General features: G+C 51.3%; 25 protein-coding genes. 18 read left to right on the forward strand and 7 right to left on the reverse strand.

Going from position 1 to position 26,588, the window contains the following annotated elements:
* Positions 1–10 precede the first annotated feature (10 nt).
* The 16 genes from DC3_RS15805 to DC3_RS15880 all read left to right on the forward strand — a co-directional run bounded on the left by DC3_RS15805 (position 11) and on the right by DC3_RS15880 (position 17,905).
* Positions 11–1,378 (forward strand): UDP-glucose dehydrogenase family protein, encoded by a 1,368-nt coding sequence (locus DC3_RS15805; protein ID WP_222594780.1) that lies wholly within the window; start codon positions 11–13, stop codon positions 1,376–1,378.
* On the forward strand, positions 1,375–2,328 hold the full coding sequence (locus DC3_RS15810; RefSeq protein WP_146885962.1) for an NAD-dependent epimerase/dehydratase family protein: 954 nt from the start codon (positions 1,375–1,377) through the stop codon (positions 2,326–2,328). The genes DC3_RS15805 and DC3_RS15810 overlap by 4 nt, the downstream gene beginning before the upstream one ends.
* Complete coding sequence (locus DC3_RS15815) at positions 2,304–3,719, forward strand: oligosaccharide flippase family protein (RefSeq protein ID WP_146885964.1); 1,416 nt, start codon at positions 2,304–2,306, stop codon at positions 3,717–3,719. Before DC3_RS15810 ends, DC3_RS15815 begins: the two co-directional genes overlap by 25 nt.
* A gap of 50 nt (positions 3,720–3,769) precedes the next feature.
* Positions 3,770–4,849 (forward strand): glycosyltransferase family 4 protein, encoded by a 1,080-nt coding sequence (locus DC3_RS15820; protein WP_186816071.1) that lies wholly within the window; start codon positions 3,770–3,772, stop codon positions 4,847–4,849.
* Positions 4,846–5,943, forward strand: a complete 1,098-nt coding sequence (locus DC3_RS15825; protein ID WP_146885968.1) for a glycosyltransferase — start codon at positions 4,846–4,848, stop codon at positions 5,941–5,943. The genes DC3_RS15820 and DC3_RS15825 overlap by 4 nt, the downstream gene beginning before the upstream one ends.
* Positions 5,936–7,162 (forward strand): O-antigen ligase family protein, encoded by a 1,227-nt coding sequence (locus DC3_RS15830; protein WP_146885970.1) that lies wholly within the window; start codon positions 5,936–5,938, stop codon positions 7,160–7,162. The genes DC3_RS15825 and DC3_RS15830 overlap by 8 nt, the downstream gene beginning before the upstream one ends.
* Positions 7,163–7,255: 93 nt before the next feature.
* Complete coding sequence (gene wecC / locus DC3_RS15835; protein WP_186816072.1) at positions 7,256–8,500, forward strand: UDP-N-acetyl-D-mannosamine dehydrogenase; 1,245 nt, start codon at positions 7,256–7,258, stop codon at positions 8,498–8,500.
* Between the two features lie 477 nt (positions 8,501–8,977).
* Positions 8,978–10,189 carry a glycosyltransferase gene (locus DC3_RS15840; protein WP_146885972.1) on the forward strand — a complete coding sequence of 404 codons (1,212 nt, stop codon included), beginning with the start codon at positions 8,978–8,980 and terminating at the stop codon, positions 10,187–10,189.
* A complete protein-coding gene (locus tag DC3_RS15845) occupies positions 10,186–11,439 on the forward strand; it encodes a glycosyltransferase family 4 protein (protein ID WP_146885974.1) in 1,254 nt (417 codons plus the stop codon). Before DC3_RS15840 ends, DC3_RS15845 begins: the two co-directional genes overlap by 4 nt.
* Positions 11,414–12,031: a sugar transferase gene (locus DC3_RS15850; protein ID WP_146885976.1), complete on the forward strand. Its 618-nt coding sequence runs from the start codon at positions 11,414–11,416 to the stop codon at positions 12,029–12,031. The genes DC3_RS15845 and DC3_RS15850 overlap by 26 nt, the downstream gene beginning before the upstream one ends.
* 62 nt (positions 12,032–12,093) lie before the next feature.
* Positions 12,094–12,324: an acyl carrier protein gene (locus DC3_RS15855; protein ID WP_146885977.1), complete on the forward strand. Its 231-nt coding sequence runs from the start codon at positions 12,094–12,096 to the stop codon at positions 12,322–12,324.
* 136 nt (positions 12,325–12,460) lie between these two features.
* A complete protein-coding gene (locus DC3_RS15860) occupies positions 12,461–13,216 on the forward strand; it encodes an SDR family NAD(P)-dependent oxidoreductase (RefSeq protein ID WP_146885979.1) in 756 nt (251 codons plus the stop codon).
* On the forward strand, positions 13,213–13,860 hold the full coding sequence (locus DC3_RS15865) for an acetyltransferase (protein ID WP_146885981.1): 648 nt from the start codon (positions 13,213–13,215) through the stop codon (positions 13,858–13,860). The genes DC3_RS15860 and DC3_RS15865 overlap by 4 nt, the downstream gene beginning before the upstream one ends.
* A 1-nt stretch (position 13,861) precedes the next feature.
* The gene (locus DC3_RS15870; RefSeq protein ID WP_146885983.1) at positions 13,862–14,878 is read left to right on the forward strand and encodes a 3-oxoacyl-ACP synthase III family protein; all 1,017 of its coding nucleotides are present in this window, start codon (positions 13,862–13,864) and stop codon (positions 14,876–14,878) included.
* Positions 14,879–16,054, forward strand: a complete 1,176-nt coding sequence (locus DC3_RS15875; protein ID WP_146885985.1) for a DegT/DnrJ/EryC1/StrS family aminotransferase — start codon at positions 14,879–14,881, stop codon at positions 16,052–16,054. It abuts the gene before it with no gap.
* Between the two features lie 27 nt (positions 16,055–16,081).
* On the forward strand, positions 16,082–17,905 hold the full coding sequence (locus DC3_RS15880; protein WP_146885986.1) for a polysaccharide biosynthesis protein: 1,824 nt from the start codon (positions 16,082–16,084) through the stop codon (positions 17,903–17,905).
* Here DC3_RS15880 and DC3_RS15885 read toward each other — a convergent pair.
* The 6 genes from DC3_RS15885 to DC3_RS15910 all read right to left on the reverse strand — a co-directional run bounded on the left by DC3_RS15885 (position 17,842) and on the right by DC3_RS15910 (position 23,762).
* Entirely contained in the window at positions 17,842–19,134 is a 1,293-nt protein-coding gene (locus DC3_RS15885) for an O-antigen ligase family protein (protein WP_146885988.1), read from the reverse strand. The genes DC3_RS15880 and DC3_RS15885 overlap by 64 nt on opposite strands.
* Entirely contained in the window at positions 19,131–19,697 is a 567-nt protein-coding gene (locus DC3_RS15890) for a tetratricopeptide repeat protein (protein WP_146885990.1), read from the reverse strand. The genes DC3_RS15885 and DC3_RS15890 overlap by 4 nt, the downstream gene beginning before the upstream one ends.
* 89 nt (positions 19,698–19,786) lie before the next feature.
* Positions 19,787–20,293: a hypothetical protein gene (locus tag DC3_RS15895; RefSeq protein ID WP_146885992.1), complete on the reverse strand. Its 507-nt coding sequence runs from the start codon at positions 20,291–20,293 to the stop codon at positions 19,787–19,789.
* A 61-nt stretch (positions 20,294–20,354) separates the two neighbouring features.
* Positions 20,355–22,010: a polysaccharide biosynthesis tyrosine autokinase gene (locus tag DC3_RS15900; RefSeq protein WP_146885993.1), complete on the reverse strand. Its 1,656-nt coding sequence runs from the start codon at positions 22,008–22,010 to the stop codon at positions 20,355–20,357.
* 110 nt (positions 22,011–22,120) lie between these two features.
* Positions 22,121–22,987: a hydroxymethylglutaryl-CoA lyase-like TIM-barrel protein gene (locus DC3_RS15905; protein WP_146885995.1), complete on the reverse strand. Its 867-nt coding sequence runs from the start codon at positions 22,985–22,987 to the stop codon at positions 22,121–22,123.
* Positions 22,980–23,762 carry an enoyl-CoA hydratase/isomerase family protein gene (locus tag DC3_RS15910; protein WP_146885997.1) on the reverse strand — a complete coding sequence of 261 codons (783 nt, stop codon included), beginning with the start codon at positions 23,760–23,762 and terminating at the stop codon, positions 22,980–22,982. Before DC3_RS15910 ends, DC3_RS15905 begins: the two co-directional genes overlap by 8 nt.
* A gap of 257 nt (positions 23,763–24,019) precedes the next feature.
* Here DC3_RS15910 and DC3_RS15915 point away from each other — a divergent pair, with 257 nt between their 5' ends.
* Positions 24,020–25,189, forward strand: a complete 1,170-nt coding sequence (locus tag DC3_RS15915) for an acyl-CoA dehydrogenase family protein (RefSeq protein ID WP_146885998.1) — start codon at positions 24,020–24,022, stop codon at positions 25,187–25,189.
* A 49-nt stretch (positions 25,190–25,238) separates the two neighbouring features.
* On the opposite strand, the gene DC3_RS15920 is transcribed toward DC3_RS15915, so the two are convergent.
* Positions 25,239–25,937, reverse strand: coding sequence for a GntR family transcriptional regulator (locus DC3_RS15920; protein WP_222594781.1), 699 nt, complete (start codon positions 25,935–25,937; stop codon positions 25,239–25,241).
* A gap of 79 nt (positions 25,938–26,016) precedes the next feature.
* Here DC3_RS15920 and DC3_RS15925 point away from each other — a divergent pair, with 79 nt between their 5' ends.
* Entirely contained in the window at positions 26,017–26,586 is a 570-nt protein-coding gene (locus DC3_RS15925; RefSeq protein WP_146886000.1) for an NADPH-dependent FMN reductase, read from the forward strand.
* Positions 26,587–26,588 lie beyond the last annotated feature (2 nt).

A 26,588-nucleotide genomic window follows, 5' to 3' on the forward strand; every position in this document is an offset into this window, starting at 1 on the left:
AGAAAAAAACATGAGCGCATCACAGATGACCGTTGCAGTGGTTGGTACAGGATACGTGGGACTGACGACAGGTGTGGCCCTGGCTTACCTGGGACACCACATCATCGCCATTGACAAAGACCCCAGGAAAATTGAACTGCTCAGCAAATACCAGAGCCCCATCCATGAAAAAGGCCTTCAGGAACTGCTGACCACGGCCAGATCCAAAATCACTGTGACCCCTGATTATGAACCTGCAGCCGAAGCCGATGTGATCATCATAGCCGTGGGTACACCTCCCAAGCAAAACGGTGAAGCAGACACCCGCTTTGTGGAAGCTGCTGCCCGGGACATTGCCAGTGTGCTCAAAGCAGACCGCGATTATGTGGTGGTCGTGAAATCCACTGTGCCCATCGGCAGCAACCGCCGTGTGGCTTCTGTGATCGAAAAAGTCCTGGCAGAACGTGGCGTGGTTACCCGGGTCACTTTTGCTTCCAACCCAGAGTTCCTGCGTGAAGGGATGGCCTTGCATGACACCCTGTACCCGGACCGCATAGTGATCGGATCGGAGAAGGACCAGGCCATCAGCACCCTGCGCAAGATGTACCAGCCCCTCCTGGAGCAGACTTTCGATGCGCCTTCATTTCTGCCCCGTCCAGCCAGCTTTCCGCTGCCTCCCCTGATCACCACCGACCCCACCAGTGCAGAAATGATCAAATACGCTGCCAATGCGTTCCTGGCTGTCAAGATCAGTTTCATCAACGAGGTGGCCGGACTCTGCGAGAAAGTGGGTGCAGACGTGCTGGAAGTGGCCCGTGGCATGGGGCTGGACTCCCGCATCGGCCCCAAATTCCTGCAAGCCGGCCTGGGCTGGGGGGGAAGCTGTTTCCCCAAGGACACCCAGGCCCTGCAAGCCATCGCTGGAGAATATGGCTACACCCTCCCCATCATTCATGCCAGCCGTGAAGTGAATGCCCGCCAGCGTGTGCTGGTGCTGGAAAAACTGCAATCTGCCCTCAAAGTGCTGCGGGGCCGCACCATCACTGTGCTGGGCATGGCGTTCAAGCCTGGCACCGACGATGTGCGGGATTCCCCCGGCATGGAACTGATGCAGGTGCTGCTGGAGCGTGGGGTACACGTGCGCGGCCATGACCCCATTGCCATTGAGAATGCCCGCAACATGCTGGCCGACATGGACATCAAGTGGTGCGAGGATGTGGAAGAAAGCATGAAAGAGGCCGATGCCATCCTGATTGCCACCGACTGGCCTGAATACAAGCACCTGCCGTGGAACGATCTGGTGAAACACATGAAAACCCCGGTGATTGTGGATGCCCGCAACATCCTGTCCCACTATGATTTTGATGGCAACGTGAATTACATTGGGGTGGGCAGATGAAACACGCGCTGGTGACAGGTGGGGCGGGCTTCATTGGCAGCCATCTGGTGGACCGCCTGTTGCAGGAAGGCTGGAAAGTCACCACCATTGACAACTTTGAACCTTTCTATGATCCCAAAATCAAGAGGGACAATGTTCGCCAGCAGCTCAAACATCCAAATTTCAGGCTGCTGGAGCTGGACATTCGAGATGCTGCAGGCCTGGAGGATGCCCTGACCGACCAGTACGATGTGATTGTGCATCTGGCCGCCAAGGCAGGGGTGCGCCCCAGCATTCAGGACCCCATTGCTTACCAGGAAACCAACGTCCGGGGGACGCAAAACCTGCTGGAACTGGCCAAGAAACTGGGTGTCAAACAATTTGTTTTTGCCAGCAGCAGCAGTGTATATGGCGTGAACCCCAATGTTCCCTGGAATGAAGACGACCATGTGCTCTTGCCCATCAGTCCTTATGCCAGCACCAAGGTCAGTGGTGAATTGCTGGGCCACGTTTACAGTCACCTTTACGGCATCCGCTTCATTGGCCTGCGCTTCTTTACAGTGTATGGCCCCCGACAGCGTCCTGATCTGGCCATTCACAAGTTCTTCAAGAAGGTTCTGAAAGGTGAAGCCATTGATGTGTTTGGAGATGGCAGCACCCGACGGGATTACACCTTCATTGACGATATTGTGGCAGGCATTCGTGGTGCCATGGCGTATCAGGACACCGACTATGCCATCTTCAACCTGGGCAACAATGAAACAGTGACCCTCTCCGACCTGATCCAGAAGATTGGTGAAATCGCAGGTCAAGAAGTGAAGATCAACCGCCTGCCTGACCAACCAGGGGATGTGCCACAGACCTGGGCCAATGTGCAGCTGGCCAACCAGAAGCTCCAATTCTCTCCTCAGGTCTCCATCGACGATGGCCTCAGGAGTTTCCATGATTGGTTGACCCGGACTCCAGTATGAAGAGTGGGTTTTGGCGCTTCGGCTCTGTGATTCTGAGCACCATTCTGCAGATTGGCTTCACCAGCATTGTTGCAAGATTGGTGAAGCCAGAGGATTATGGTGTGGCAGCATTGTTTATCGCTGCTTTCGGAATCATAGGTCTGATTGCGGATTTTGGTATGTCGACCAGTTTCATCTTGATCAGAAAAGTCTCCAGATTCAAGATGGAAACTTATCGGCTGGCATCTGTTTTGGTTTATGGTGCAATGGCACTGATCAGCTCTGTGCTGATCAGTGCCTGGTTTATTGATCGAAAGGGATATATTGAGGTAAGTCAGGATTTACCTCTCATCTTGCTGACGGCAATGGCTTTATGTGTCAAAGGCTGGTCTATGGTTGATGAGTCTTTGAACATCAAAAACATGAAATTCAAGAAGATCGCACTGATTGATATTGGCAGTTTGATTTTTTCTTTTGGGATAATTGGAATATCTCTGGCTTTTTACTCTAAAAACTATCTGGCAGTCTTTTTACCCCTCCTGGTGCACCAGATCACTAGAGGTTTGCTTTTTACATTCCTCGGCAAACAATACAGATCTACTTCCTGGGCAAGATTGAAGTATATCTCTGCAGTATTCAAAAAAAGCTATGGCTTTGCAATAAATAATATTGCGGGGAACGCCATAGATATAGCGCCAGTTTTTATTATCCAGTGGTTGTTTGGGATAAAAACGCTGGGATATTACAACAGAATCAATCAACTTTATGTATCTCCAGCCAAGACTCTTGGTTCCAGTATTGCTTATGTGCTTTTCCCCAAGTTCGCCAATAGGAGTTTGATCGACCAGAAAACGATGTACCTAAAACTTGTAGGAATTGCAGTTCCTGCTTTTTCTGCAATTTCTTGTATTCTGGCTCTGAACGGTGATTTGCTTGTTGATATATTGCTGGGTCCAAAATGGCAAGAAATAGTGATGCCGCTAAGCATACTGTTCTATGGGCTTATTTTTAGAATATTTTTCAGAATCAATGAAACCATTATCAAATCTAATGGTGATTGGGTCAAACGAAGTGCGTATCAAGCGCTTTTCGGGGTTACCTCTATTGTAATGCTTATAGCGTTCAAAGGGTGGAATTTGATGGGTATTGCGATTGCTCTTACGCTGTCTGCTGTTCTGTATCATGCAGCTCTGCAGATTGAAGTCAATCGTTTTCTTGGAATAAGCTTAAAGAGCTATACGGGTGCTTTGTTGAAGAGTTTGATGGTAATCGTTTTTGTGCACTTATTATACATTCTTGTTGATTTAACTGGATTCGAAACCATAGGAAAATCACTGCTGTTCTTCGCTGTTATTTCTGCGGGATCTTTATTTTTCCTGTTTCAGGTCAGAAAGGGGCCAAGGGCAGTATGAGTTTTTCCAAGCAAAGACTGGTGTTTTTTGTGCCCAGGTATCATACCAATATGATCCCCTGGATCAAAGGATTGAAGGCGGTTGGGGTAACTGTTGATGTTGTTTCAATATATGCGGGAAAAACTGAAAGTTATCAGGAAATCACCCCGAGGGTTCTTGGAGTTTCCAGGCTCTCCAGGATGCTTATCAAAGTTGGTTGTCGCTTATTAAAAATGAGTGAATTTAATTCTACTTTATATTTCGGATTTCCCAGCATCAGAAAGCTCAGGAAGGAAATCGCTTCAATTGCTCCCGGTATTTCCGTGATTCGCCCACCTCTTTCGATGTTTGGCATCATTGTCTCCTGTTTAAGTTTAATGAGAAGGTCTAAAATCATTTTCTATACCCAGGGTAACCTGTTTGAAAAACAATATTCCAGGAAGAATCAGAAGATCATTGATGGCCTGATCTCTGTGTTTCGGGCAGTGTGGATTACTCCAGTTCTGGGTGATACAAAAGGTCGGAAGAAGCACGATAAGATGTACTATTTCCCTTTTGCTATGGAAGTAAAAAACGATAGTCCGAGGCAATCTGTCAAACAGATTCTGTGTGTTGGAAAATTTGAGCAACGAAAGAATCACCACTTGCTTTTGCAGGCAATATCCGGCCTAAAGGAACAATACGCTTTCCATGTAAAACTGGTCGGAGAAGTCTCTAGCAAAGAGCATGAACAATATATGCAATCCATCTGCAGGATGATTGATCAGCTTGGCTTACAAAAGCATGTTAGTGTATTAACAAATATTCCATTTGTTAAGATGCATGAACTTTATGAAGAAGCGGATCTTTTTGTGCTTCCAAGTGCAAACGAGTCTGCCTCGGTCTCTCAATTGGAAGCGATGGCTTTTGGTTGTCCAGTCATTTGCTCTGATGACAACGGCACTCGATTTTATGTAGAGCCTGAAAAAACCGGATATTGGATGAAGAAGAATGATCCAGAGGATCTGACGAGATGCCTTGAGGCTTTACTTTCTGATCCAGAGAAAGTCCAGCAATTCTCAAAGAACTGCCTGGAGACTTTGAAAGAAGTTCACGATCCCGTTGTTCTGGGTCATAAGTTGCTAGAGATAGCTCAAGGGGGTAAGAGGTGAAGAAAGTTGTCATGCTGATCCCTGACCTCTCAGGTGGAGGGGCAGAACGAATATTTATCAATCTGGCGAATGAGATTGCAAACAACCATAAAAATTACAAAGTATGGGTGATCGTATTTGAAGCAGGCGACGATAGTTATAAAGATCTGATTAAAAATACTGTGCAAATTATAAATTTGAATACCAGAAGTCGATTCGCTGTTTTCCCATTGTTTGCCAAACTCAGAGAAATTAAGCCGGATTATGTGTTGGCCACAAGAACACTGGCAAATCTTCTGGCTGTAGTGGTGGGTCTGATGCTAAAGATCATTGGTCAAAGAACAAAGATTGTTCTTCGTGAAGCCAATACGCTAAGTGTGTATGGAAATGCTTCTGCTGGAGCAAAGGCAAAGATTGTTGATAAGCTGGTTGGCATACTTTATCCTAGAGCGGATTCCTTGATTGCGGTTTCTGAGGGAGTGAGGCTGGATTTAGAACAGAACTTTCATGTTAAGAAACATAAAATAAAAACAATCAACAATCCTTTGTTGGATCATATTGAAGATTTGGAGGCAATTGCACCTATAAAAGTAGATAAACCCTACATTCTGGGTGTTGGAAGATTTGCTCCACAAAAGGATTTTAATACATTGATTATGGCTTTTTCGGAAGTGAGAAAGCATCGGGACTGCAAGTTGGTTCTGTTAGGCAAAGGTGCACTCAAAGATGAGTACCTTCAGTTGGCTGAAAGTTTGGGATGTAAGCAAGACATTGAGATGCCAGGATTCGTGTCGAACCCTATTCCATATTTTAGGGGTGCAGAAGTGTTTGTCTTAAGTTCAAAGTGGGAAGGTTTGCCAGGAGTCCTGATTCAGGCACTGGCTTATGGCAGCAAGGTTGTGAGCACAGACTGTCCAAGCGGACCCAGAGAAATCCTGGAAGATGGCCGCCTTGGTGGACTGGTCCCCATTGGTAGTCCTCAATTGCTTGCAGATCAAATCCTGGAGTCCATGTCCAAAGAGCCACCTGTTCTGAAAGAACGATTTGCATATATGTATGACAAATATGGAATTGGCCCAAACACCAAAAGATATTTGGAGGTGCTAAATGATTAGTATCAGAAGCCATTCCTGGTTAACAAAGATATTACTGTTCTTATTCGCGTTCAGTATTCCTCTACAGAACAGACTTATTATTCCAGAAGTAGGTACGGCCACAAAGGTCTTGGGATTGTTACTCATTGTCGTGATCTTGTTTCGAATGGTCTACCTTCGACAAAGTATAAAATTGGGAAACATTGGGATTGTCCTGGTGATCTGGTTGTTTCTGTATGGTATATCGTATTTTTGGAGTATTTCGCCTCAATTTACCTTAACTTTCTTGGGTATTTATCTGGCTGTGGCTTTCCTTTATATAATGCTGGTAAACATTTTTAGGTTAAAAGGATTTATCCAATATGGCATGCTCGGTTTTATTGTGGGTGGGTTCGCGCTTGCGTTTTTGCAATTTCAATCCTATGTATCCGGAAATCAGATGGGTGGAAGGGTGTTTATTGAGGGATTTAATCCCAATGGTGTGGCATATTATATGGTTTTTACCAGTGCGTTTTTGGTGATGTATAAAAATCGTTTTGTTAGAGATCATATTTTCATTAATAAAATTATTCCCTATGTTGGCTTGTTGATTCTGTTGATTGGTGTGGTAACCACGGGATCTCGTGGCGGATTCATTGCGGAAATGGTGGTGGTTGCCTTTGTGCTATTAGGACTTCTTAGAGAATCAAAAAATCTTCTGAATAGATTGTTGCTGATATCTGTAATGATTGTCGGCGGTTTGACTTCGCTGTTCTATTTAAATAATTATCGATTCGACGTGTTTGATTTTCAAAGGTTTGAAGAATTAGGATATGAGATTACCTCTGGAGATTTTAGTGGCAGGGGTGATATCTGGAGAGGGGGAATTCAGCTGTTTGTTGATAATCCGATTTATGGATATGGAGGAGGAAGTTTTAGAGAAGCGATTATTGCTTCATATGGTGAGTCTATTGCTCCTCATAATGGTTTTCTGGCAACGGCGGTTGACCTTGGAGTGATTGGATTTATTGTGATTGTGTCAATTTGGCTTCATATTCTGATACTGATTCGTCGAAATAGAAACAAAAACTTTGATATTATGACCTGCTACGTTGTGCTCTTTATGAGCTGGCTTTCTGCAAACATGGAGTACCAGGAAGTTAATTGGTTTATCTTTGCAACAATGGTTTCTTTGTCGACTGCAGTTCTGTCTAAGCCAGTGACTACCCAAAGCGAGGCCTTAACTTACAGAGTTAATTAGTTCTGGTCTTGAATGCATGTACAGGGTATTCCCAGAAAGCAAAAGTTGATCTGGAAGATTGCTTCCTGTCTTTAAGTGTGAGGTGATAAGGAGATGAAAGTGAAAAGAGTATGTGTAATCGGCATGGGTTATATTGGTCTCCCGACTGCAACTTTGATTGCCTCCAGAGGCTTTTCAGTTACGGGGGTAGATGTAAAGCAAGAAGTGGTAAACACCATAAATCAGGGCAAGATTCACATAGTGGAACCTGACTTGGATTGGCAGGTCAAACGTGTTGTGGAAAGTGGTCACCTTACTGCGGTGTTGTCACCTGTCGAAGCTGATGTTTTTGTCATTGCAGTTCCCACACCCTTCAAAGGAGATCATCAGCCGGACATCACATATGTGGAAAAAGCCACTCTGGCCATTGCTCCTTTCCTCAGAGAGGGCAATCTGGTCATTCTGGAATCCACCAGTCCAGTGGGCACCACGGAACACATTGCTTCCCTGATTGATGAAGCCAGACCTGATCTCAAGCAAACAGGTGGTCTGTTCATTGCTTATTGCCCTGAAAGGGTATTGCCAGGTCAAATCATGCGCGAGCTGATTGAAAATGACCGCATTGTTGGCGGTATTGATGCAGAATCCACTCAGAAAGTGGCTGACTTTTACCGTCTCTTCGTCACCGGTAAAGTGGTTGAAACTTCTGCACGCACAGCAGAAATGACCAAATTGACAGAAAACTCCTTCAGAGATGTGAACATTGCCTTTGCCAATGAACTGGCGATGGTCTGCGAAGAACTAAATGTCAATGTATGGGATGTGATTGCCATGGCAAACTTGCACCCAAGGGTCAACATCCTGAGACCAGGTCCTGGGGTAGGGGGGCACTGCATCGCTGTGGACCCCTGGTTTATTGTGGCGCAAGCCCCTCAGCAGGCGCGCATCATTCGTCAGGCCCGTGAAATCAACGACAGCATGCCTGACCGGGTGGTGCAGAAGGTCAAAGATGCTCTTGGCCAGAAGGGATTGACTGTGGAAAGAGCCACGATTGCATGTCTGGGGTTGGCTTACAAAGCCAATGTGGATGACATGCGTGAAAGTCCTGCTGTACAGGTAACAGAACGCCTGGCCCACCTGGGGACACATCGTCTGCTGGCTGTGGAACCCCATGTGACTGCTCTACCTGCAGAGCTTGAGGGCCTGAGCAATGTTCAACTTTCCAGTCTGGATGAAGCTCTGGAAAGGTCGGATCTGGTGGTCATTCTGGTGGATCACAATGATTTTAAAGACAAGTTTCGAGCAGTGCAGCTGGATGTCCCGGTCGTGGATACCCGGGGTATTGTTGCGGTGAAATAACGTGGGTCATCGAAGTCACGATCAAATGTTCCAATGCAAATCCCAGATTCGTTTTGGAAAAGGGCAGTTTGATCCTCATCCCTGGAGCAAGAACCCTGTAATCACAACAGAAAAGCCCTGTGAGGTGTATCACAAGGCTCTTTCTGAATTTCAGTGTTCGCCTCCTGACAGGACAGGTGAAAAGAAACGATATTTCCCCATTGTCGTTTTTAAGAAAAGTCCAGACTTCCCATTGATCTACTCAAAAACAAGTGTAGGTCACCTGGCTGTCCTGATCGGTCCATTCGCGTTGCTCAGCAAAAAGAACCTACAGTTCTTTTTGCGAACATCAATAGAGGACTGCTCGGTTTCCAAGAAATCCAGCCTGCTGATTCTAGAAGTTGCTGTGCCCATTCACAGTTGGATGATTGGATATCCAGATGCCAGAGCTGGTTGGTCCAGTCGGAAAGAGAATACCTCCATAAAGTCGGGGTTGGCATGAAGATTTTTTATGTCACCGCCCAGTTCCCTTTTGGTAAGAGTGAATCGTTCATCATTCCAGAAGTTGAGCACCTGCACCATCAGCACAACCTCTGGATTGTTCCCATGAACATCAAAGGTGGCGTGATCCTACACGATCAACTGAAAAAGATGACAGGGCTGATCCTGGCCCAGCCCTATTTTTCCCGGTCCGTTCTGGAAAGTGCCCTTCGGATGGTTCTGGCCCGCCCCCTTCATGTTGTGAAGTGTTTTGCCGAACTCTTCCAGTCTCCCAGGCATCTGCCCAAGAATCTTTTTGTTTTCTTCAAAGCCCTGTGGATCGCAGATCAGGCCAGACGCATGGACATTGACCATTTGCATGCCCACTGGCTTTCCACCAGTGCCACCGCTGCAATGATTGCTTCTCGTCTCACAGGCATTCCCTGGAGTTTCACAGCCCATCGCTGGGACATTGAAGAAAACAATTTGATTGCCTTGAAATCAAAACATGCAATCCGTGGACGCTTCATCTCTGAAGCGGGTCGCAGGCTTGCTGTTCGGCAAGGGGCATCAGCTGCGACCAGCCAGGTGATCCACATGGGTGTTCCCCTGCAACCCAAAGAGACCACAGTGGTGATCGCAGAGGAGACCCTGACCATGATGCGGTCATTGCCAGGTGTGCGTCTGTTGTGCCCAGCAGCCCTCATCGAACTGAAAGGGCACCGCTTTCTGATCGAGGCCCTGGCTGAACTTCAAAAGACAGGCCTGGAAATCAGTGTAGCTTTTGCTGGAGATGGGCCACTGAAAGACACTTTGCAGGCCCAATGCGCTGAGCAACTGGCAGTTGGAAGCTACAGCTTCCTGGGGTACATCTCACATGACCAGTTGCTGGCCCTCTACCAGCAGCATTGGGTGGACATGGTGGTGTTGCCCAGTCTCATTGAAGGCATATCAGTGGCTGTGGTGGAAGCCATGGCCCACCAGATGCCTGTGGTGGTGACCCGTGCGGGGGCCATGGATGAACTGGTGGATGAAACAGTGGGCTGGATTGTGAACACAGGAGATGCCGAAGCCCTGAAAAATGCTTTACACTTTGCTGTGCATCACCCGGATGTTCGGCATGCCCGTGCAGCACAAGGCCAGAAGAAAGTGTTTCAGGAGTATGAAATTGATCAGGTGATGCAAGAATTGATCAAGATCTTTCAACTCCAACCGAAAGGACAAGCATGATTTACTGGATCAACCAGTATGCCCTGCCGCCAGGACGAGCAGGAGGGACGCGTCACTTTGAATTTTCAGTCATTCTGCAAGAACTCGATGTTCCTGTGAATGTTATTGCTTCTGATTTTGACTTGAACACCCGTGAATTCTTTGTTCGAAAGCGCCCATCGGATCTTTCGGTCAAGGAAACCACACATCAAGGGGTGCGATTTTCATGGGTGTACTCCTCTCCTTATCGGGGAAACGACAGCCGTCGTGCCCTTAACATGATCAGTTTTGCTTTCTTTCTGTTTCTCCACCTGTTGTTTGTCAAAACCACCCGTGAAACGATTTTTATTGGTTCGACCCCACAGATTTTTGCCGCACTGGCCACATTGTTGGCAGCAAAAGCCCGTGGCATCCCCTTCATTCTGGAGGTCCGAGACCTCTGGCCAGAATCCCTGACCGATCTGACAGGCAAAGAAGGACTGCAGGCGAAGTTGATTCGTCGCATTGCACACTTTCTTTACCACCAGAGCCAGAGGATCATTGTGCTGGCCAAGAGCAACATTGAATTTCTGAACCGCAATTATCAGGTTCCTGAGGAAAAAATCGCATACGTTCCCAACTCCGTTGATTTTGTGAAGTTTCAGAGATCATCTGCGGGCCACATCCGGCAGCGCATCCCTGCAGGAAGGTTTGTGGTGGTGTATGCCGGAGCACACGGTCTGGCCAATGATCTGTCAACGGTGTTGCAGGCGGCAGAACTGCTGCAACAAAAAGATCCTGATGTGTTGTTCATTCTGGTGGGAAATGGGGTGGAAAAAGCAAACCTGCTGCAAGAAGCCCAAACCAGGAAATTGACCAATGTGGACTTCTGGGATGCCATTCAGAAAGAAGACATACCTGTGTTGTTGCAGACCGCTCAGGTGGGGCTGTTGACCCTGAAAGATGCTCCTGTGTTCCGCTTCGGAATCAGCCCCAACAAATTCTTTGACTACATGTCCATGGGTCTGCCCGTGCTGACCAACGTTCAAGGAGAAGTGCGGAATGTGGTGGAAACTCTGGGCAATGGAGTGGCCGTGGCACCTGAAGACCCCCAGGCGCTTGCTGATGGTCTGGTGGATCTGAAGCGACGGCTTCATCACGATCCTGACCTGGGCAAAAGTGGAATCAGCCATGTGGAACAGCACCACAATAGACGCAAGCTGGTCTTTGAGCTGAAAAAACTGTTTGAGGAGGTGAGGTCATCGAATGCCACCAGTCAAAAGACTGTTTGATGTGATCGTGGTTTTGACCGCCATGTTTTTCCTGTGGCCTGTTTTTGTGCTGCTGATTGTTCTGGTGAAAATGAACCTTGGAAGCCCCATCTTTTTCTCTCAAGTCCGGCCAGGCCTGAAGGGGAAACCCTTCAGGATGTACAAATTCAGAACCATGCTGAACACCCGGGATGCCCAGGGGCAATTGTTGCCAGATCACATGAGGCTTCCTCCATTTGGACGTCTCCTGCGTGCGACCAGTCTGGATGAACTGCCTGAGCTGTGGAACATCCTCAGGGGAGAAATGAGCCTGGTGGGCCCCCGGCCACTCCTGATGGACTATTTGCCACTTTATACCCCAGAGCAGCGGCGACGGCATGAAATGTTGCCTGGTGTCACAGGGTGGGCACAGGTCAATGGTCGCAATGCCATTTCCTGGGAGGAGAAGTTCAAATTGGATGTCTGGTATGTGGATCACTGGTCTTTTGTGCTGGACCTCAAGATCCTGTTGATGACCGTTCAGAAAGTCTTCAAACGTGAAGGCATCAGCGCTGCAGGTGAAGCCACCATGCCACGATTTATGGGCAGCCAGTCGTCAGATCCACGTTCCTGACGCTGTGACATCAGCCCGTCGGGCTTGAAAGCTTTCTGTTATACTTGTTAAACGGAGGTAACATGAACAAAAACGAGTTTTTTGCTCTGCTGGAAGAGATTTTGGAGACCGAGCCCGGGTCTCTTAAAGATGACACAGACCTTCAATCTGTGGGCTGGGACTCCCTGGCCGATGTGAGTTTTATTGCTGCTGTAGACAACAAATTTGGGATGACACTGGACCCCAATCAGCTCTCAAAGAGCCAAACCGTGCAGGATTTGCTGAATCTGGTGGGCGATAAAGTGGGGAGTTGACAGCGGCAGTGATTCTTAATGAACAGACGCAGTGGAGAGGGATTGCTGAAGCAGTCCCTCAAAACCTCTCTGCACGAGAAAACCACCAGATTGTTGACTTGTGCAAGCTGAATTCACAGCATACAGGGAAACAAAAATGAGCTACACCAGCTTGCGGGAACAGGTGGTGCTGGTGACTGGAGCATCTTCAGGACTGGGCCGGGCCATTGCGCTTGAACTGAGCCGCCAGGGCTGCCGGGTCGCTCTGGTGGGGAGGCGCCAGGAGGAATTGGCACGAACGCTCCACCAGATGGAAGGAGAGGGGCATCAGCTTTTCCCCTGGGACCTGAGCCAGCTTGATGCGTTGCCTGAGCTCATGCAACAGATTGTGGCACAGATGGGAAGTGTGGACAAACTGGTGCACGCAGCAGGTCTCCATGCCACACAACCCATCCGGATTCTCAGCACTGAGGACACACAGAAACTGTACACCACCAATGTCTTTGCCTTCATGTTCCTGGTGAAAGCTTTTCGCAACAAGCGCATTCCCAAGAGGGAGCCCAGTGTGGTGGCCCTGTCTTCTGTGGTGGGAACAGTGGGGCAACCTGGTGTGTCCACATATGCAGGAACCAAGGGCGCTCTGGAAAGCACCATCCGTTCCTTTGCTCTGGAACTTGCAGCAGAGGGCATTCGGGTCAATGCGGTTGCTCCAGGAATTGTGCAGACAGAGATGACAGACCAGTTGCGCAAGCAGGTGGGCGATGAGCAGTATGCAAAAATAGCCTCTTTGCATCCACTGGGACTTGGAAGACCTGAAGATGTGGCCCATGCTGTGGCTTTCTTGCTCGCACAGGAAAGCCGCTGGATGACCGGGACCACTCTGACGATAGATGGGGGGTATACTGCGCAATGAGTAGATTGGTGATTGTTGGAGCTGGAGGTTTTGGGCGTGAAGTCTATGCCTGGGTGATGCAGACTCCAGAATTTGTTGAGCAGCATGACATCAAACAGATTGCTTTTGTTGACAACAACCTGAAGGCCACCGAAGGTTATGGAGAGTACCCTTCCGTCATCGGTGGGGTAGAAGAGTTCCAGCCGGGGCGAGACGATGTCCTCCTTTGTGCCGTCGGCAATCCATTTATTCGGCAAAAACTGGTGGAAACACTGAAAGCCCGTGGAGGACGGTTTGTCACATTTGTCCACCGTTCAGCCATCATTGGACTGCACAATGTGCTGGGTGAAGGCAGCATTGTCTGTCCCAACAGCGTGCTGACCGTCAACATCACTGTTGGGCAATTTGTGATCCTCAATGTGGGTTCATTGCTGGGACACGACGTCCAGATCGGAGATTTCGTCACTCTCAGTCCCCACTGTGACCTGACAGGTGGCGTGCATGTGGGCAGCTTCTGTCAGTTTGGTACAGGAGTTCGAGTGATTCCTGGCATCAAAATTGCTGAAGACGTCAAAGTGGGGGCTGGCAGTGTGGTGATTCGCAACGTTGAGGCCCGTACAGCGGTTTTTGGGTTTCCCGCCAAGAAAATTCCAAGAAGGTCCTGAGATGCCAACCTACGCATACATCCACGACATCGCATATTACCTTCCTGAAAAAGTGCTGGACAATGCTGCACTGAGCCAGGAATTTCCTGAGTGGAGTGTTCAGAAGATCTCCAGCAAGACCGGAATTGATCGTCGACACATCGCAGCTCCGGATGAGTTTGCTTCTGACATGGCTGTGCAGGCAGCGGAACGTCTGTTTGAGCGGTATGATCGCCAGAAGATTGATTATGTTCTGCTGTGCACCCAGAGCCCGGATTATTTCCTGCCCACCACCGCTTGCATTGTTCAAGAGCGTCTGGGATTGCGGACAGACATTGGTGCGCTGGATTTCAACCTCGGTTGCTCTGGATACGTCTATGGTCTGGGGCTGGCCAAGAGCCTGATTGAGACAGGTCAGGCCAGCAATGTCCTGCTGCTGACTTCTGAAGCCTACAGCAAGTTCATCCATCCTGCGGACAAATCTGTGCGAACCATTTTTGGAGACGCTGCTTCAGCCACCGTGATCTGTGGCACAGAAGCAGAAAGTCCGTTCCTCTCGGATTTTCGCTACGGTTCTGATGGATCGGGTTACAAAAATTTGATTGTGCCCAATGGTGGACTCAGGGGACAGGCTTCTGCAGATGAAAAATTCAGCCCTCAGAAGCGAAACCTGTCAAGCAACGGCTATGACCTGTTCATGGATGGCCCAGAGATATTCAATTTCACCCTGCGTGTGGTGCCTGAAACCATTTCCAAAGTTTTAAACAGTACCGCCAAAAACTTAGAAGACATTGATTTGTTTGTCTTTCATCAGGCCAATCGGTACATGATGGAACACCTCAGAAACAAACTGGGCATTCCATCAGAAAAATTCGCCGTTTATCTTGAGGAATGTGGAAACACCGTTTCTTCCACCATTCCCATCACCCTGCACCATGCCAAGGAAACTGGACAACTGCAAAACGACATGAACCTCATGCTGGTCGGATTTGGCGTTGGACTCTCCTGGGGTGGTTGCATGGTGCGTTGGAGGTCCTGAGTGTTGTTAAGTCACCTGCCATCTTGGCCCCACTTTACTGAAGACGAAGTCCAGGCTGTTTCTCAGGTGTTGCAATCTGGGAAAGTGAACTACTGGACCGGTCAGGAAGCCCGCAAATTTGAAGATGAATATGCGGAGCATCTGGGTGTCAAGCACGCCATTGCCCTGCACAATGGAACCCTTGCTCTGGAACTCGCCCTTTATGCTTTCGGAATTGGTCAGGGAGATGAGGTGATCACCACACCCCGCACTTTTATTGCATCAGCCAGTGCTGCTGTGATGCGAGGAGCCATTCCGGTGCTGGCCGATGTGGACCCCATCTCTCAGAACATCACTGCAGAGACCATTCGGCCCCTGATCACCCCCAGAACCCGTGCCATCATCGTGGTTCATCTGGCCGGATGGCCTGCTGACATGGACCCCATCCTGGCCCTGGCGGCAGAGCATGACCTGGTGGTCATTGAAGATTGCGCCCAGGCCCATGGGGCGTTTTACAAAGGCAAGCCCGTGGGCAGCATGGGGCATGCCGGTGCTTTCTCCTTCTGTCAGGACAAGATCCTCACGACTGGAGGAGAAGGTGGACTTCTGGCCCTCAACGACACAGAAGTCTGGAAGAAAGCCTGGGCTTACAAGGACCATGGCAAATCCTATGATGCGGTCTACCATCGGGAGCACGCTCCAGGATTTCGCTGGCTGCATGAGTCGTTTGGTACCAACTGGAGGATGCTGGAAGTGCAGGCCGCAATTGGACGTCTGCAACTGAAGAAACTGCCAGGATGGATCGAGAAGCGCCGCCAGCACGCAGCAGCCCTCAATCAACGCCTCAGCCGCTGGGACGCCTTCAGATTGACCCTTCCGCCAGAAGAAGTGCAGCACGCATATTACAAGTATTATGTTTTTGTGCGTCCTGAGTGCCTCAACGAAGGATGGTCCAGAGACCGCATCATGCAGGAGGTTTCTGCCAGGGGTGTGCCCTGTCTTTCAGGCTCCTGTTCTGAAATTTATCTGGAAAAAGCTTTCAAAGACAGTGGATATGGCCCTGAGGGGCGTCTGCCTGTGGCCCGTGAACTGGGTGAGACGTCTCTGATGTTGCTGGTGCACCCCACCTTGAGTGAGCTGGACATTCAACATTTTGCGGATGTGGTGGATGAAGTGATGCAGGTGGCCTCACAGTAGAATGTGGATTGTGGGTAGGGGGTAGAAATGCGCAGTGTTCATGTCAAGTTTCTGGTTGATCTTCTGGTGTGGGGAGCTGCCATACCTGTGGCCTTCTGGTTGCGGCTCGGCTCCTTTGACCTTGGATCACAGTACTTCAAGGCCATGCTTTATCTGAGCTTGATGGGTGTGGTGTACAAATCAATTTTGATCCTGTATTTTCGCATGAATTTTCAGGTGTGGCAAAGGTTCAGCCTCAATGATCTCGGTGTCCTGCTGAAAGCAGTGACAGCTTCGTTTCTGATCAGTACCGCCATCAGTTTTTACCTTCCTTCAGTTCCACGCAGTGTTCCACTGATTGCCCTGCTGGTGTCCATTGCAGGCCTGACTGGCATACGTTTCCTGGTGCGCAGCAGTTACGAGAATGCCCGACGGGTGGTTTCCATCGGTACAGGAACCAGCAAAAGGGTGATGGTGATTGGGGCAGGCGACGCTGGCTCAATGTTCGTGCGGGAGATGCTGCGACACCCTGAGCAGGGCCTGATGCCAGTCGCCTTGCTGGACGATGACATGTCCCTGAGGGGCAAGCGAATTCATGGGGTCCCTGTTGCTGGAGGACTTGACCAATTGACGTCCACTGCCCGGAAATTCCAGGCAGACATGGTGCTGTTTGCCATCCCTTCTGCCACCGGGGAAGTGATCCGTAAAGTGGTAAACACCGCCAAATCTGCCGGCCTCACCTACAAAGTGGTTCCTGCCCTTTATGAGCTGGTGGGAGACCAGATTCAGATTTCACAAATCCGGGATGTCAACCTGGAGGATTTGCTCAGGCGTCCCCCCGCAGAGCTTGACATCGCCCGAATCTCCGACTACCTCAAGCAGAAAGTGATTCTGGTCACTGGAGCGGGGGGCTCCATTGGTTCCGAAGTGGTGCGCCAGATTGTGCGGTTTTATCCCAGAAAAGTCATTCTGTTTGGTCGTGGAGAGAACAGCATCTTCACGCTTCAACAGGAACTTTTGCGCAACTGGCCGGAGATTGAATTCATCACCCTGATTGGTGATGTGCGGGATGAAGAACGCTTGCGTTTTGTGTTCCAGCAGTACCGCCCTCAGGTGGTTTTCCATGCTGCGGCCCACAAGCATGTGCCCCTCATGGAAGATTCTCCTGACCAGGCTGTGCTCAACAACATCTTTGGTACACGCAATGTTGCGAGAATGTGCCTGGACTATGCTGTTGAGCGCTTTGTCAACATCTCCACCGACAAGGCTGTCAACCCCACCTCGGTGATGGGCACCACCAAACGCATTGCAGAGATGCTGGTTGCCAACTATGCCCAGAAAGTGGGCCCAGGCCAGGCATTCATGTCTGTGCGGTTTGGCAATGTTCTGGGCTCCAGAGGAAGTGTGGTGCCCACCTTCATGCGGCAAATCAAAGAAGGTGGACCCATCACTGTGACCCATCCAGAGATGACCCGCTACTTCATGACCATTCCAGAAGCGTCCCGTCTGGTTTTGCAGGCTGGAGGTCTGGCTGGGAACGGCAATGTTTATGTGCTGGACATGGGGCAGCCCGTCAAAATTGCAGACCTCGCCCACGATCTGATTCAGCTTTCTGGAGCCAAAAACATTGAAGTGACCTACACGGGCATGCGTCCTGGTGAGAAACTCTATGAGGAACTGTTGACCTCGAGTGAAGGGGTCACCAAAACAAGCCACCAGGAAATTCTGGTGGCCCGTCTGGAGAAGCCGGATGAAGCCTGGCTTCGTGAAAAATTGGAACTGTTGCACCGTGCAGCACTGTCCAGCAATTATGTCTCTGTGCGCAGTTTGTTGCGTGAAATTGTTCCTGAGTCTTCCGTCAAGCTGTCCTGACGTGCAGGAACAGCCAGACCTAGAAAGGCATAAAAGGCCAACATGGTGCTCGGAATTGCTGTGACATGAGAATCAAAAATTCCGGTGAGCAGGTAGCCCACCACCATCACCACTGCCATTCCGGTCAGGAAGCGGTGGTGATTTTTTTGAAGGACTGAAGCCAGCAACAGCAGCAAGAACAAAATGACTCCCACCACCCCCAGCTCACTGCCAATTTGCAAGATGTCATTGTGGGTGTAGTTGACGTACTTCTGGTCGATGGGTGTTTTGGTCTGGCTGGAGTCCCTGCGGTAATTGGGGGAGACCACACCAAACTGTCCTATGCCCACTCCGACAATGGGGTGGTCCTGCCACACGCGGATGCCGTAACTCCACACATGCTGACGTGGTTTCAGGAAGCCCTGCCAGGTGTTGGTGAGCCCGATGGTTCTCTTGTTCTGTTCATAGAAGGCCTGACCTGCAGATGAGAACAGAAAGCTTCCCATTCCAGTCAGGGCCAGAATGCCTGTCACCAGCAGAAAGGGAGCCGTGCGAGGAAAGCGAAGCCCCAGCCAGACCACAAGGGTCAGTGGAATCATCCCGATCACGATGGGAATGCTGCTGCTGTCCGTTTTCAGATTGATCCACTGGGATGCCACCAGAATGATCAGGGCAATCGGAGTGACAAAATCCGGCCTGCGGAAGACCACCAGTCCTGTGGTGATGGCCGACACCAGCAAAAGGTAACCGCTGAGGTGGCTTGGATTGTAGTAGGTGCTGGTGATGAGTTGAACACTGGTTTCTGAGTAGACATTTTTAAACAGCGGGAGTTCAAAGCCAGTGGTTTGCAGATAAGCGTAAACCAGCACCACCACCGCAGAGAGCAGAAAACTCCCAAGGTATAAGCCAACGTACCTGCTTCCCAGGTAATGCACACTGAAAGCGGTTCCCAGAATGGCGGTCCACAGGGCGGCCCACCGAAATCCCTCAATGCGGTAACTTCCCTGGAAAACAGTGATCCAGATCCAGAGCAACAACGCCAGCAGAGGGAGTGCCCACCAGAAGTTGACTCGAGGGTTTGGATCTGTCAGAACAGCAAGGGCAGTCAACACAAGCGTGATCCCTCCCACCCCGATCACCACGGCTGCTCCCCAGCCTTCGACCCCTCCGAGTGTGAGAGGGGCCACAAAAATTGCAACCAGTGAAAACAGCAGGGCCAGAGCAGACAGGATGCCGTGAAGTACGTTCATGGCTGTCCCTCCAGACGCTGAATGTCCTGCAAAATGATGGAACTATCGTTCAACTGGTAAGCCCGACGGTAAAGGGCAAGAGCCTCTGCCTTTCGATTCTGGGCTTCCAGGTAAGTGCCTTTTTCATACAGGTAGGCAGCAGCAAGAGGGTCCAGAGTGATGGCCTGATCGATGTGTGTGATCGCCTTTGTGAAATCCTGCCCCTCAAAATAGATGCTGGCCTGCTGGTAATGGTAAGAGGCATTTTTGGGGTTCAGTTGCTGGGCTTTGGCGTACGCTTGATCCATGGCTTTTCTATAGCTGTCTTCTTTGCGGTAGATCCACAATGTTCCCTGAATGTAGGCCTGATTGAGGTAAGCCTCAGCATCCAGAGGACTGATGCGGGTGGCTTCATCTGACAGGGCAATGGCACGGTCAAATTCAAAATCCACAAAGAGCTTTTTGCTGAGCTGGATGGTCTGGGTGCCTCGGTAATCCTGCAGGGCAAAATACAGGGAAAAGACACCCGCCGCACCCAGCAGAAGGGCAAGGGGTTTGACAACATTCATATGGGTCCCGTCCATGCTGAGAAAGAGTGAGGCACTGAAGGCAAGATGCCACAACAGAAAAAGATCGCCGTTTATCACGGCGATCCCTGATCAATGATCGGACCTTATCTGGTGCCGCTGCGTGCGGTCACTCCAGACAGCAGATCACGAACGAGGCTGCTGTTGGCAGAAGCCACCAGGAAAGACTGGAGGTTGCCCACATTGCTGAAGTCCGTTTTGCCCTGGTTCAGGCGGTTGGTCAGAGCGTTCTCATCAACCACATTGCAGGTTCTGGCTTCAACAGCTGCAGTGGCAACCAGCAGGTTGGTGGCCATGCTGGTGCCGGTCTTGGCAAGCAGTTCCAGGGTGTTGGGTTGCAGGCAGGCTTTGGTCACAATCAGGTTGAACAGGCTCTCAGCAGCAGCAGAGCGAGGTGGCACCAGGCTGGCCAGCTGGGCGTCGGTCAGAGGCTGAGCAACACCTTTTACTTTGGTAATGGTACGGATCACTTCATATCCGCTGATTCCACTCAGTTGAGAAGCGACAGTGGTGTTGTCCTGAGCGAAAACGGCAGGTGTGCTGAGAGTGGCAACACCCAACAAAGCTGCGATGATGATGGCTTTCTTTTTCATTGAATACCCCCTTTAGGAATAAAACTACCCAGAGAAGATTGTACCATAAACTGGCACAGGTTTAGGACTGTTTGCGGACTTTTTCGGCTTCTGGACGGTAACTGTAGTAGTAGTAGTAGTACCCATCCTTGCGGCTGGTGACCTTGTTGAGCACAAAGCCCACCAGATGGCAGCCTGCAGTGCGAATGTTTTTGAGGGTGGCTTCCACGTTGGCGGAAGTGGTCTGGTGGGCTTCCACCACCATCAAAATCCCCTGTGTGAAACGGGACACGGTGAGGGCATCGGCCAGAGCAAGAATGGGAGGGCTGTCCAGCAACACCACGTCATAGGCTTTTTCCCAGCGGTCCAGCAGTTCTGGGAGTTTTGCGTTGTTGATCACGTGGGCCGCAGAACGCTGGGGAATGCCTGCAGGCAGCATGTCGATTCCCTGGCTGACTTGCAGGGCCTGTGCTGCTTTGGGATTGATCAGTGCAGTTTGCACATCACGGGCTGGAGTGGTGGTGTCATTGTCTGCACCAGGCATGGCATGCCAGCCCAGAGGTTTGATCTGGGACCACACCTTATGCTGGGTGGGGCGGTGCAAGTCAAGGTCAATGATGAGCACTTTCAGGCCGGAACTGGCGAGCCCTTCTGCCAGAGCGGCAGTGACACTGCTTTTCCCTTCTCCAGAGCGGGAACTGGAAACCACCAGACGGCGTGCCCCCTTGTTCCCCTCGGTGTAACTCATCAGGCTGACCCGCAGGAAGCCCACAGCTTCATAGAGCATGCCTGAACGGGCACTTTCAATGATGCCACGTTGCAGGGTCTTGGTGTTGAGTTTGGGCAGTTTGCCCAGCACCGGGACCCCGTAAACCGTCAGGTCTTCATCGGATTCGATGCGCTTGCGCAGGGCATCCGAAACCAGGGCAAAGCCAGTGGCCAGGAACAGGGCGAGCAGGGTGGCGAGGGCAGCGTTGCGCACAGGCCGTGGGGACACGGGCACAGAGGGATCTTCCGCTTCAGAGACCAGGGAGAGGGTTCCAGTGGCAGCTTTCTCAAACACTTCAATCTGTGCGAGGTTCTGGTACACATTGGCACGGGCAGAGATGAAGGTCTGCTGTTCAATGCTGCCTGGCTGGGCACGCTTGATGTCTGCATCAAAAGCCGACAGCTGTTGTTGCAGACTGCTCTTGGCCCGCTTCAGACGTGCAGTTCCTCTGGCCACGTCCCAATCCAGCAGGGCCTGCGTGGCTGCATTGGCCAGAACGCTGGCTGCCTGTGGACTGCCAGCACTGGCTGTGATTTCGTAAACACCAGCCAGATAGACGTCCAGTTTGGCACGCACCTCCAGACGAGAAAAAGAGTTGCGGCTCAATTCTTCATTGAGGTCATCAATGATGAGCTGTTTTTCACTGGCACTGAGATTGCTTTGTTCCAGCGCCGTGATGATGTTGTTCACCACTGTGCGGCTGTGAATGGCCTTGTCCACTGCACCCTGGGGAAGTGGCGGTGCAGAAACCAGGGTGTTGTTGATGACGCTGTTGCCGTTGTCTGTTTTGACTGCGATCACACTGCTGACAGCTTCATACTGAGGGGCCTGTTGTTTGCTGATAAAATAAGTCAATCCGCCAGTGAGAGCTACGCTGATGCCGATGAGCAGGGCATTTCGGCGCAGGGTGCCAAATAGTTTGACGATGTCTATGTCGTCATTGCGTACGTTCTGGGTTTGTTCAAGCATCAGGAAAAGACCTCACGAGATGAAGCATCTACCCACTCTGGTACAGAACAGATGCAATAGGGACCGTTCTGACCCCATCTCCACATTCACCAATTGTTACACAAATGTGTTCAAATGTCTGCTGATGGGTCACAAAAAACAGTTTCAGAAAGTCTTAAGGTCTCTTCACCCACATGAACATCTGGCTTGAAAAACCTCAGAACCTGTTCGGTGGGCAGGTTGCCGACCAGTTCATCGGCAGCAAATGGACAGCCCCCAAAACCTCCTATGGCACCCTCAAACCAGCGGATGCCATGACGCCATCCTGCAGCAATGAGGGCATGGGTGTGCTCTGGTCGGGCATGCAGGTGCAGTCCCAGGGTGTCACTGAGGCCGTGACTTTGCATCACGCTGCAAACTTCTGAAATCAGATCAGGTGTTGCTGTTCCCACCGTATCTGCCAGCGCAATGTTTGGAATGTTCAGGTCTCTGAGGCGTCTGATGCTGTCTAGAACAATCGCCATGTTCCAGGGATCTCCATAAGGATTGCCAAACCCCATGGACAGGTAAACGACCAGGCCTTTTTGAGCTGCATCCGCCTGGGTCTTGAGGCGTTCCACCAGGTGCCAGGCTTCTGGAAGGGTTTGCCTTGCATTGCGCAACTGAAAGGTCTCCGAGATGGACAGGGGAAAACCCACACTGGTGACTTTTGGTTGTTGTGCAGCTCGGTCCATGCCTTTTTCGTTGGCAATGATGCAGAGGTAATCCCTGCCCTCTGGATCAGGCAATTCCCGGAGGACATCTTCAGTGTCCTGCATCTGGGGAACGGCTTTTGGGCTGACAAAGGAGCCCAGATCCAGATGGGTGAATCCTGCATCAAGCAGAGCATGGATGTAACGCACCTTGGTCTCGGTGGGAATGAAATGTTTGAGGCCCTGCCAGGCATCGCGCGGACATTCCACATATTTGATGCCTTCTGGAAAGAGGGGACTATTCATCGCGGGACTCCTGCCACCTTGGAGCGCGCTTCTCCAGAAAACTGGTGATGCCCTCGCGGAGGTCTGTGGTGGTGCGTGCCCAGGCATTCATCTGGGCAGCATGGCTGAGGGCTTCTTGCAATCCCATCGAAGGGAGGGTGGCGAGCAGGGATTTGCTGCTGCTCAGGGCCACTGGGGAGTTTCTGGCGATCTGTTCAGCAAGGGCGTTTGCACGGGCAAGCGCCTGTCCCGGCTCGGTGAGTCGGTTGATCAGGCCCATGCGGTAGGCTTCTGCCGCAGAAATGGCCTCTCCGGTCAGCAGCAGCTCACGGGCATGTTTTTCACCCACTGCACGCAGCAAGAAAATCATCACGATGGCAGCAACAAAGCCGAGTTTGACCTCGGTGTAAGCAAAACTGGCTTCACTGGAAGCGACCACCAGATCACAGGCACTGGCCAGCCCTGCCCCTCCAGCAATGGCTTTCCCCTCCACGGCTGCAATCACAGGTTTTGGACACATGTATATGGTCTCGAACAGGTGGGCCAGTTTACGGGAGTCCCGCAGATTGTCCTCGCTGCTCGATGAGAGCAGGTGATGCAGGTTTTTGAGGTCAGCCCCACTGCAGAAGACTTTTCCCTCTGCACAGAGCACAATCACCCGGGTGGATTCGTGGCTTTGCAGGGATTCGAAAGCGTCTTGCAGGTCCTGAACCATTTGTGGGCTGAGCGCGTTGCGGTTCTCGGGAGAGGCCAGGGTCAGGCGGGCGATGGGTCCATCGTGCTGGATGTGTAACATCGGAACCTCAGAAAAAAAAGTTTGGGTGTCCTCTCCAGAATGACAGATCGAGATGAAACCGTGTTCTGGATGACTCGCAGATCATGCTCCTGTGGACAGATGACGGATTGCAGAAGGGTGCAAGTGCTAAAACGTATGACAATTTTACAACGACAGTGGAAAAAAGTGTAATATATTGACAGCAACCCCAACGCATGATCCACCCGATGTGAATGAACGCGGGTCTGCCTCAATTTCCCCAGACGAAGGAGCGACGGATGTGGTTTGACATCACAAACGAAGAGAAAGCCATTGTGCTGAGCCTCAAAGATTTCCTGCTCACCAAAGCAGAACCCGGTGCCACAGAACGGGACCAGACCGGTGAATTCCCCCATGACCTCGTGAAAGCCCTCGGAGAGATGGGCGTGATGGGGGCGTGCACTCCAGAAGCATATGGCGGTTCAGGCTTAAGCACCCACACTTTTGCCCTGATCATTGAAGAACTCGCCAGTGTGGATGGCAGCCTGTGCCTGACGGTGGCCAGCCACAACAGCCTTTGCCAGGGCCACATCCTGATCGCTGGCACGGAAGCGCAGAAAAAGAAATACATCCCAGACCTCGCCAGTGCGAAAAAACTGGGTGCCTGGGGCCTGACCGAAGCAGGAAGTGGCTCAGACTCCGGTGGCCTGCAGACCCGCGCCGTGGAACAGAGCGATGGCAGCTGGATTCTGAATGGCTCCAAGAACTTCATCACCCAGGGCTCCGTGGGGGGCACCTATGTGGTCATTGCCCGCACTGATCCCCCCAGAGAAGGCAAAAGCAAAACCGATGGGATCAGTGCCTTCGTCTTCAACCGGGATGAGGTGTCGGGATTCAGTGTGGGCCGCAAGGAAGACAAACTGGGACTCCGGTCCAGCGACACTGCTCAGATCGTTTTTGAGGACATCCACCTGCCCAGAGAAGCCCTGCTTGGAGAGAGGGGACAGGCCTTCAAAGATGTGATGCGTGTGCTGGACGGCGGACGCATTGGGATTGGTGCAATGGCCCTCGGGCTTGGACGCGGAGCGATGGAATACGCCACCCGCTATGCCCTTTCCCGCAGCCAGTTTGGCAAACCCATCGCCCACCACCAGGCGATCCAGTTCAAGCTCGCAGACATGAGCACCGAACTCGAAGCTGCCAGACTGCTGATCTCCAAAGCGGCCCATCTGAAAGACACTGGACAGCCCTTCACAGAAGCAGCAGCCAAAGCCAAGCTCTACGCATCAGAAGCTGCCAACCGTGCCTGTGACAATGCCATCCAGATCCTCGGAGGGTACGGTTACATCCGCGAGTACCCTGTGGAACGCTTCTGGCGCGACAACCGCCTGACTTTGATCGGGGAAGGCACCAGCGAAGTGCAGCGCATGATCATTGGCAGACACCTGCTGGCAAAATACGCAGACTGATTCATTCTGGATCATGCAGGGGTGGGCCGCTGGCTCACCCCGTTTTGATTCACGCCTGTCTCAAAATCCCCAGCAGATGGTGCTTGGCGGTTTCAAGGTGCTCAACCAGAAGGGCACAGGACCTCTGGAGGTCCCGTTCGGTGCAGGCCTGCAGCAGGTTGCGGTGTTCCTGCTGGGAGGTTTTGTTGCGGTCCTCGCCACCCAGGTAGATGGCCATGTAACGGGCAGAGTTGGTGTGCAGCACGCGGATGGATTCCATCAGGCGGTTCAGGTTCGCAGCGCCATACAGGGTGGCGTGAAATTCCCAGTTCAGTTCCGCCAGACCTGCGGGATCATCGGTCTCATCCATGACATCCAGCAGGCCCCGGGCGCGGATGAAGTCGGTGGGGGTCAGGGTGGGGATGGCCCGTTGCAGAATGGTGGGTTCGAGGGCCATGCGCATCAGGTAGATTTCGTCCACCTCTTCAATGGAAAGCTCACTGACCACCGAACCCCGGTTGGGAATGAAGGTGACCAGACCCTCTGCTTTGAGCTGGTAGAGGGCTTCCCGGACAGGGATCTTGCTGACCCCGAATTCGGAGGCCACCTCGTCTTGTCGGAGGGGTTCACCGCCCCGGTATTTGCCCTGGATGATCGCCTGCCTGAGAGCATTGGCAATCATCTCAGGGGTGCTGGAAGGACTTTTGGTCTGAAAACCGCGTTTCATGTTCACCCCGGTGTTCACTGCCCGGACAGGGGAGTGATGCATACACAGATTATACGTGTATACACTCTTTGAACGTGTGAGCAGGACAGCTGCACTCCAATCTGCCCTTTATACTGCGGGCATGACCCTCCGAATCCTGGCCTTCGCAGGCAGCCTGAGCAGTGCGTCCTGGAACAGAAAACTGCTGGATGAAGCCCTGAGGTTTGCTCCTGAAACTTTTTCTGTCACCAGCATCCACCTGAAAGATTACCCCCTGCCCCTCTATGATGCCGATCTGGAAAAGGAAACAGGCTTGCCAGAGCCAGCCATTCAGTTGCGTGCCCTGATGAAGGAGCATCATGGGCTCCTGATTGCCTCGCCGGAGTACAACGGTGGCATGACGGGTGTGCTGAAAAACACCCTGGACTGGATGTCCCGCAAACATGGAACTGAACGGGGTCTGGACCCCTTCATGTACAAACCAGCAGCAGTGATCAGTGCCTCTCCGGGCCCTTATGGCGGAGCCAGATCCCTGCAGGCCACGGTCTTTTTATTGCACAGGCTTGGCTGTGTGGTGTTGCCAGATACCCTTTCTGTTCCCAACTGTGAAACGGCCTTCAACGGGGCAGGACAGTTGACCGGAAAGAACGAGAAAGCCCTCAGGCGGGTGATGGAAACCCTGGCCCGCATCACCCTGAAATTGAATGGCTGAGA

The sequence above is a fragment of the Deinococcus cellulosilyticus NBRC 106333 = KACC 11606 genome, from assembly GCF_007990775.1.
In the GTDB taxonomy this organism is placed as follows: Bacteria; Deinococcota; Deinococci; order Deinococcales; family Deinococcaceae; genus Deinococcus_C; species Deinococcus_C cellulosilyticus.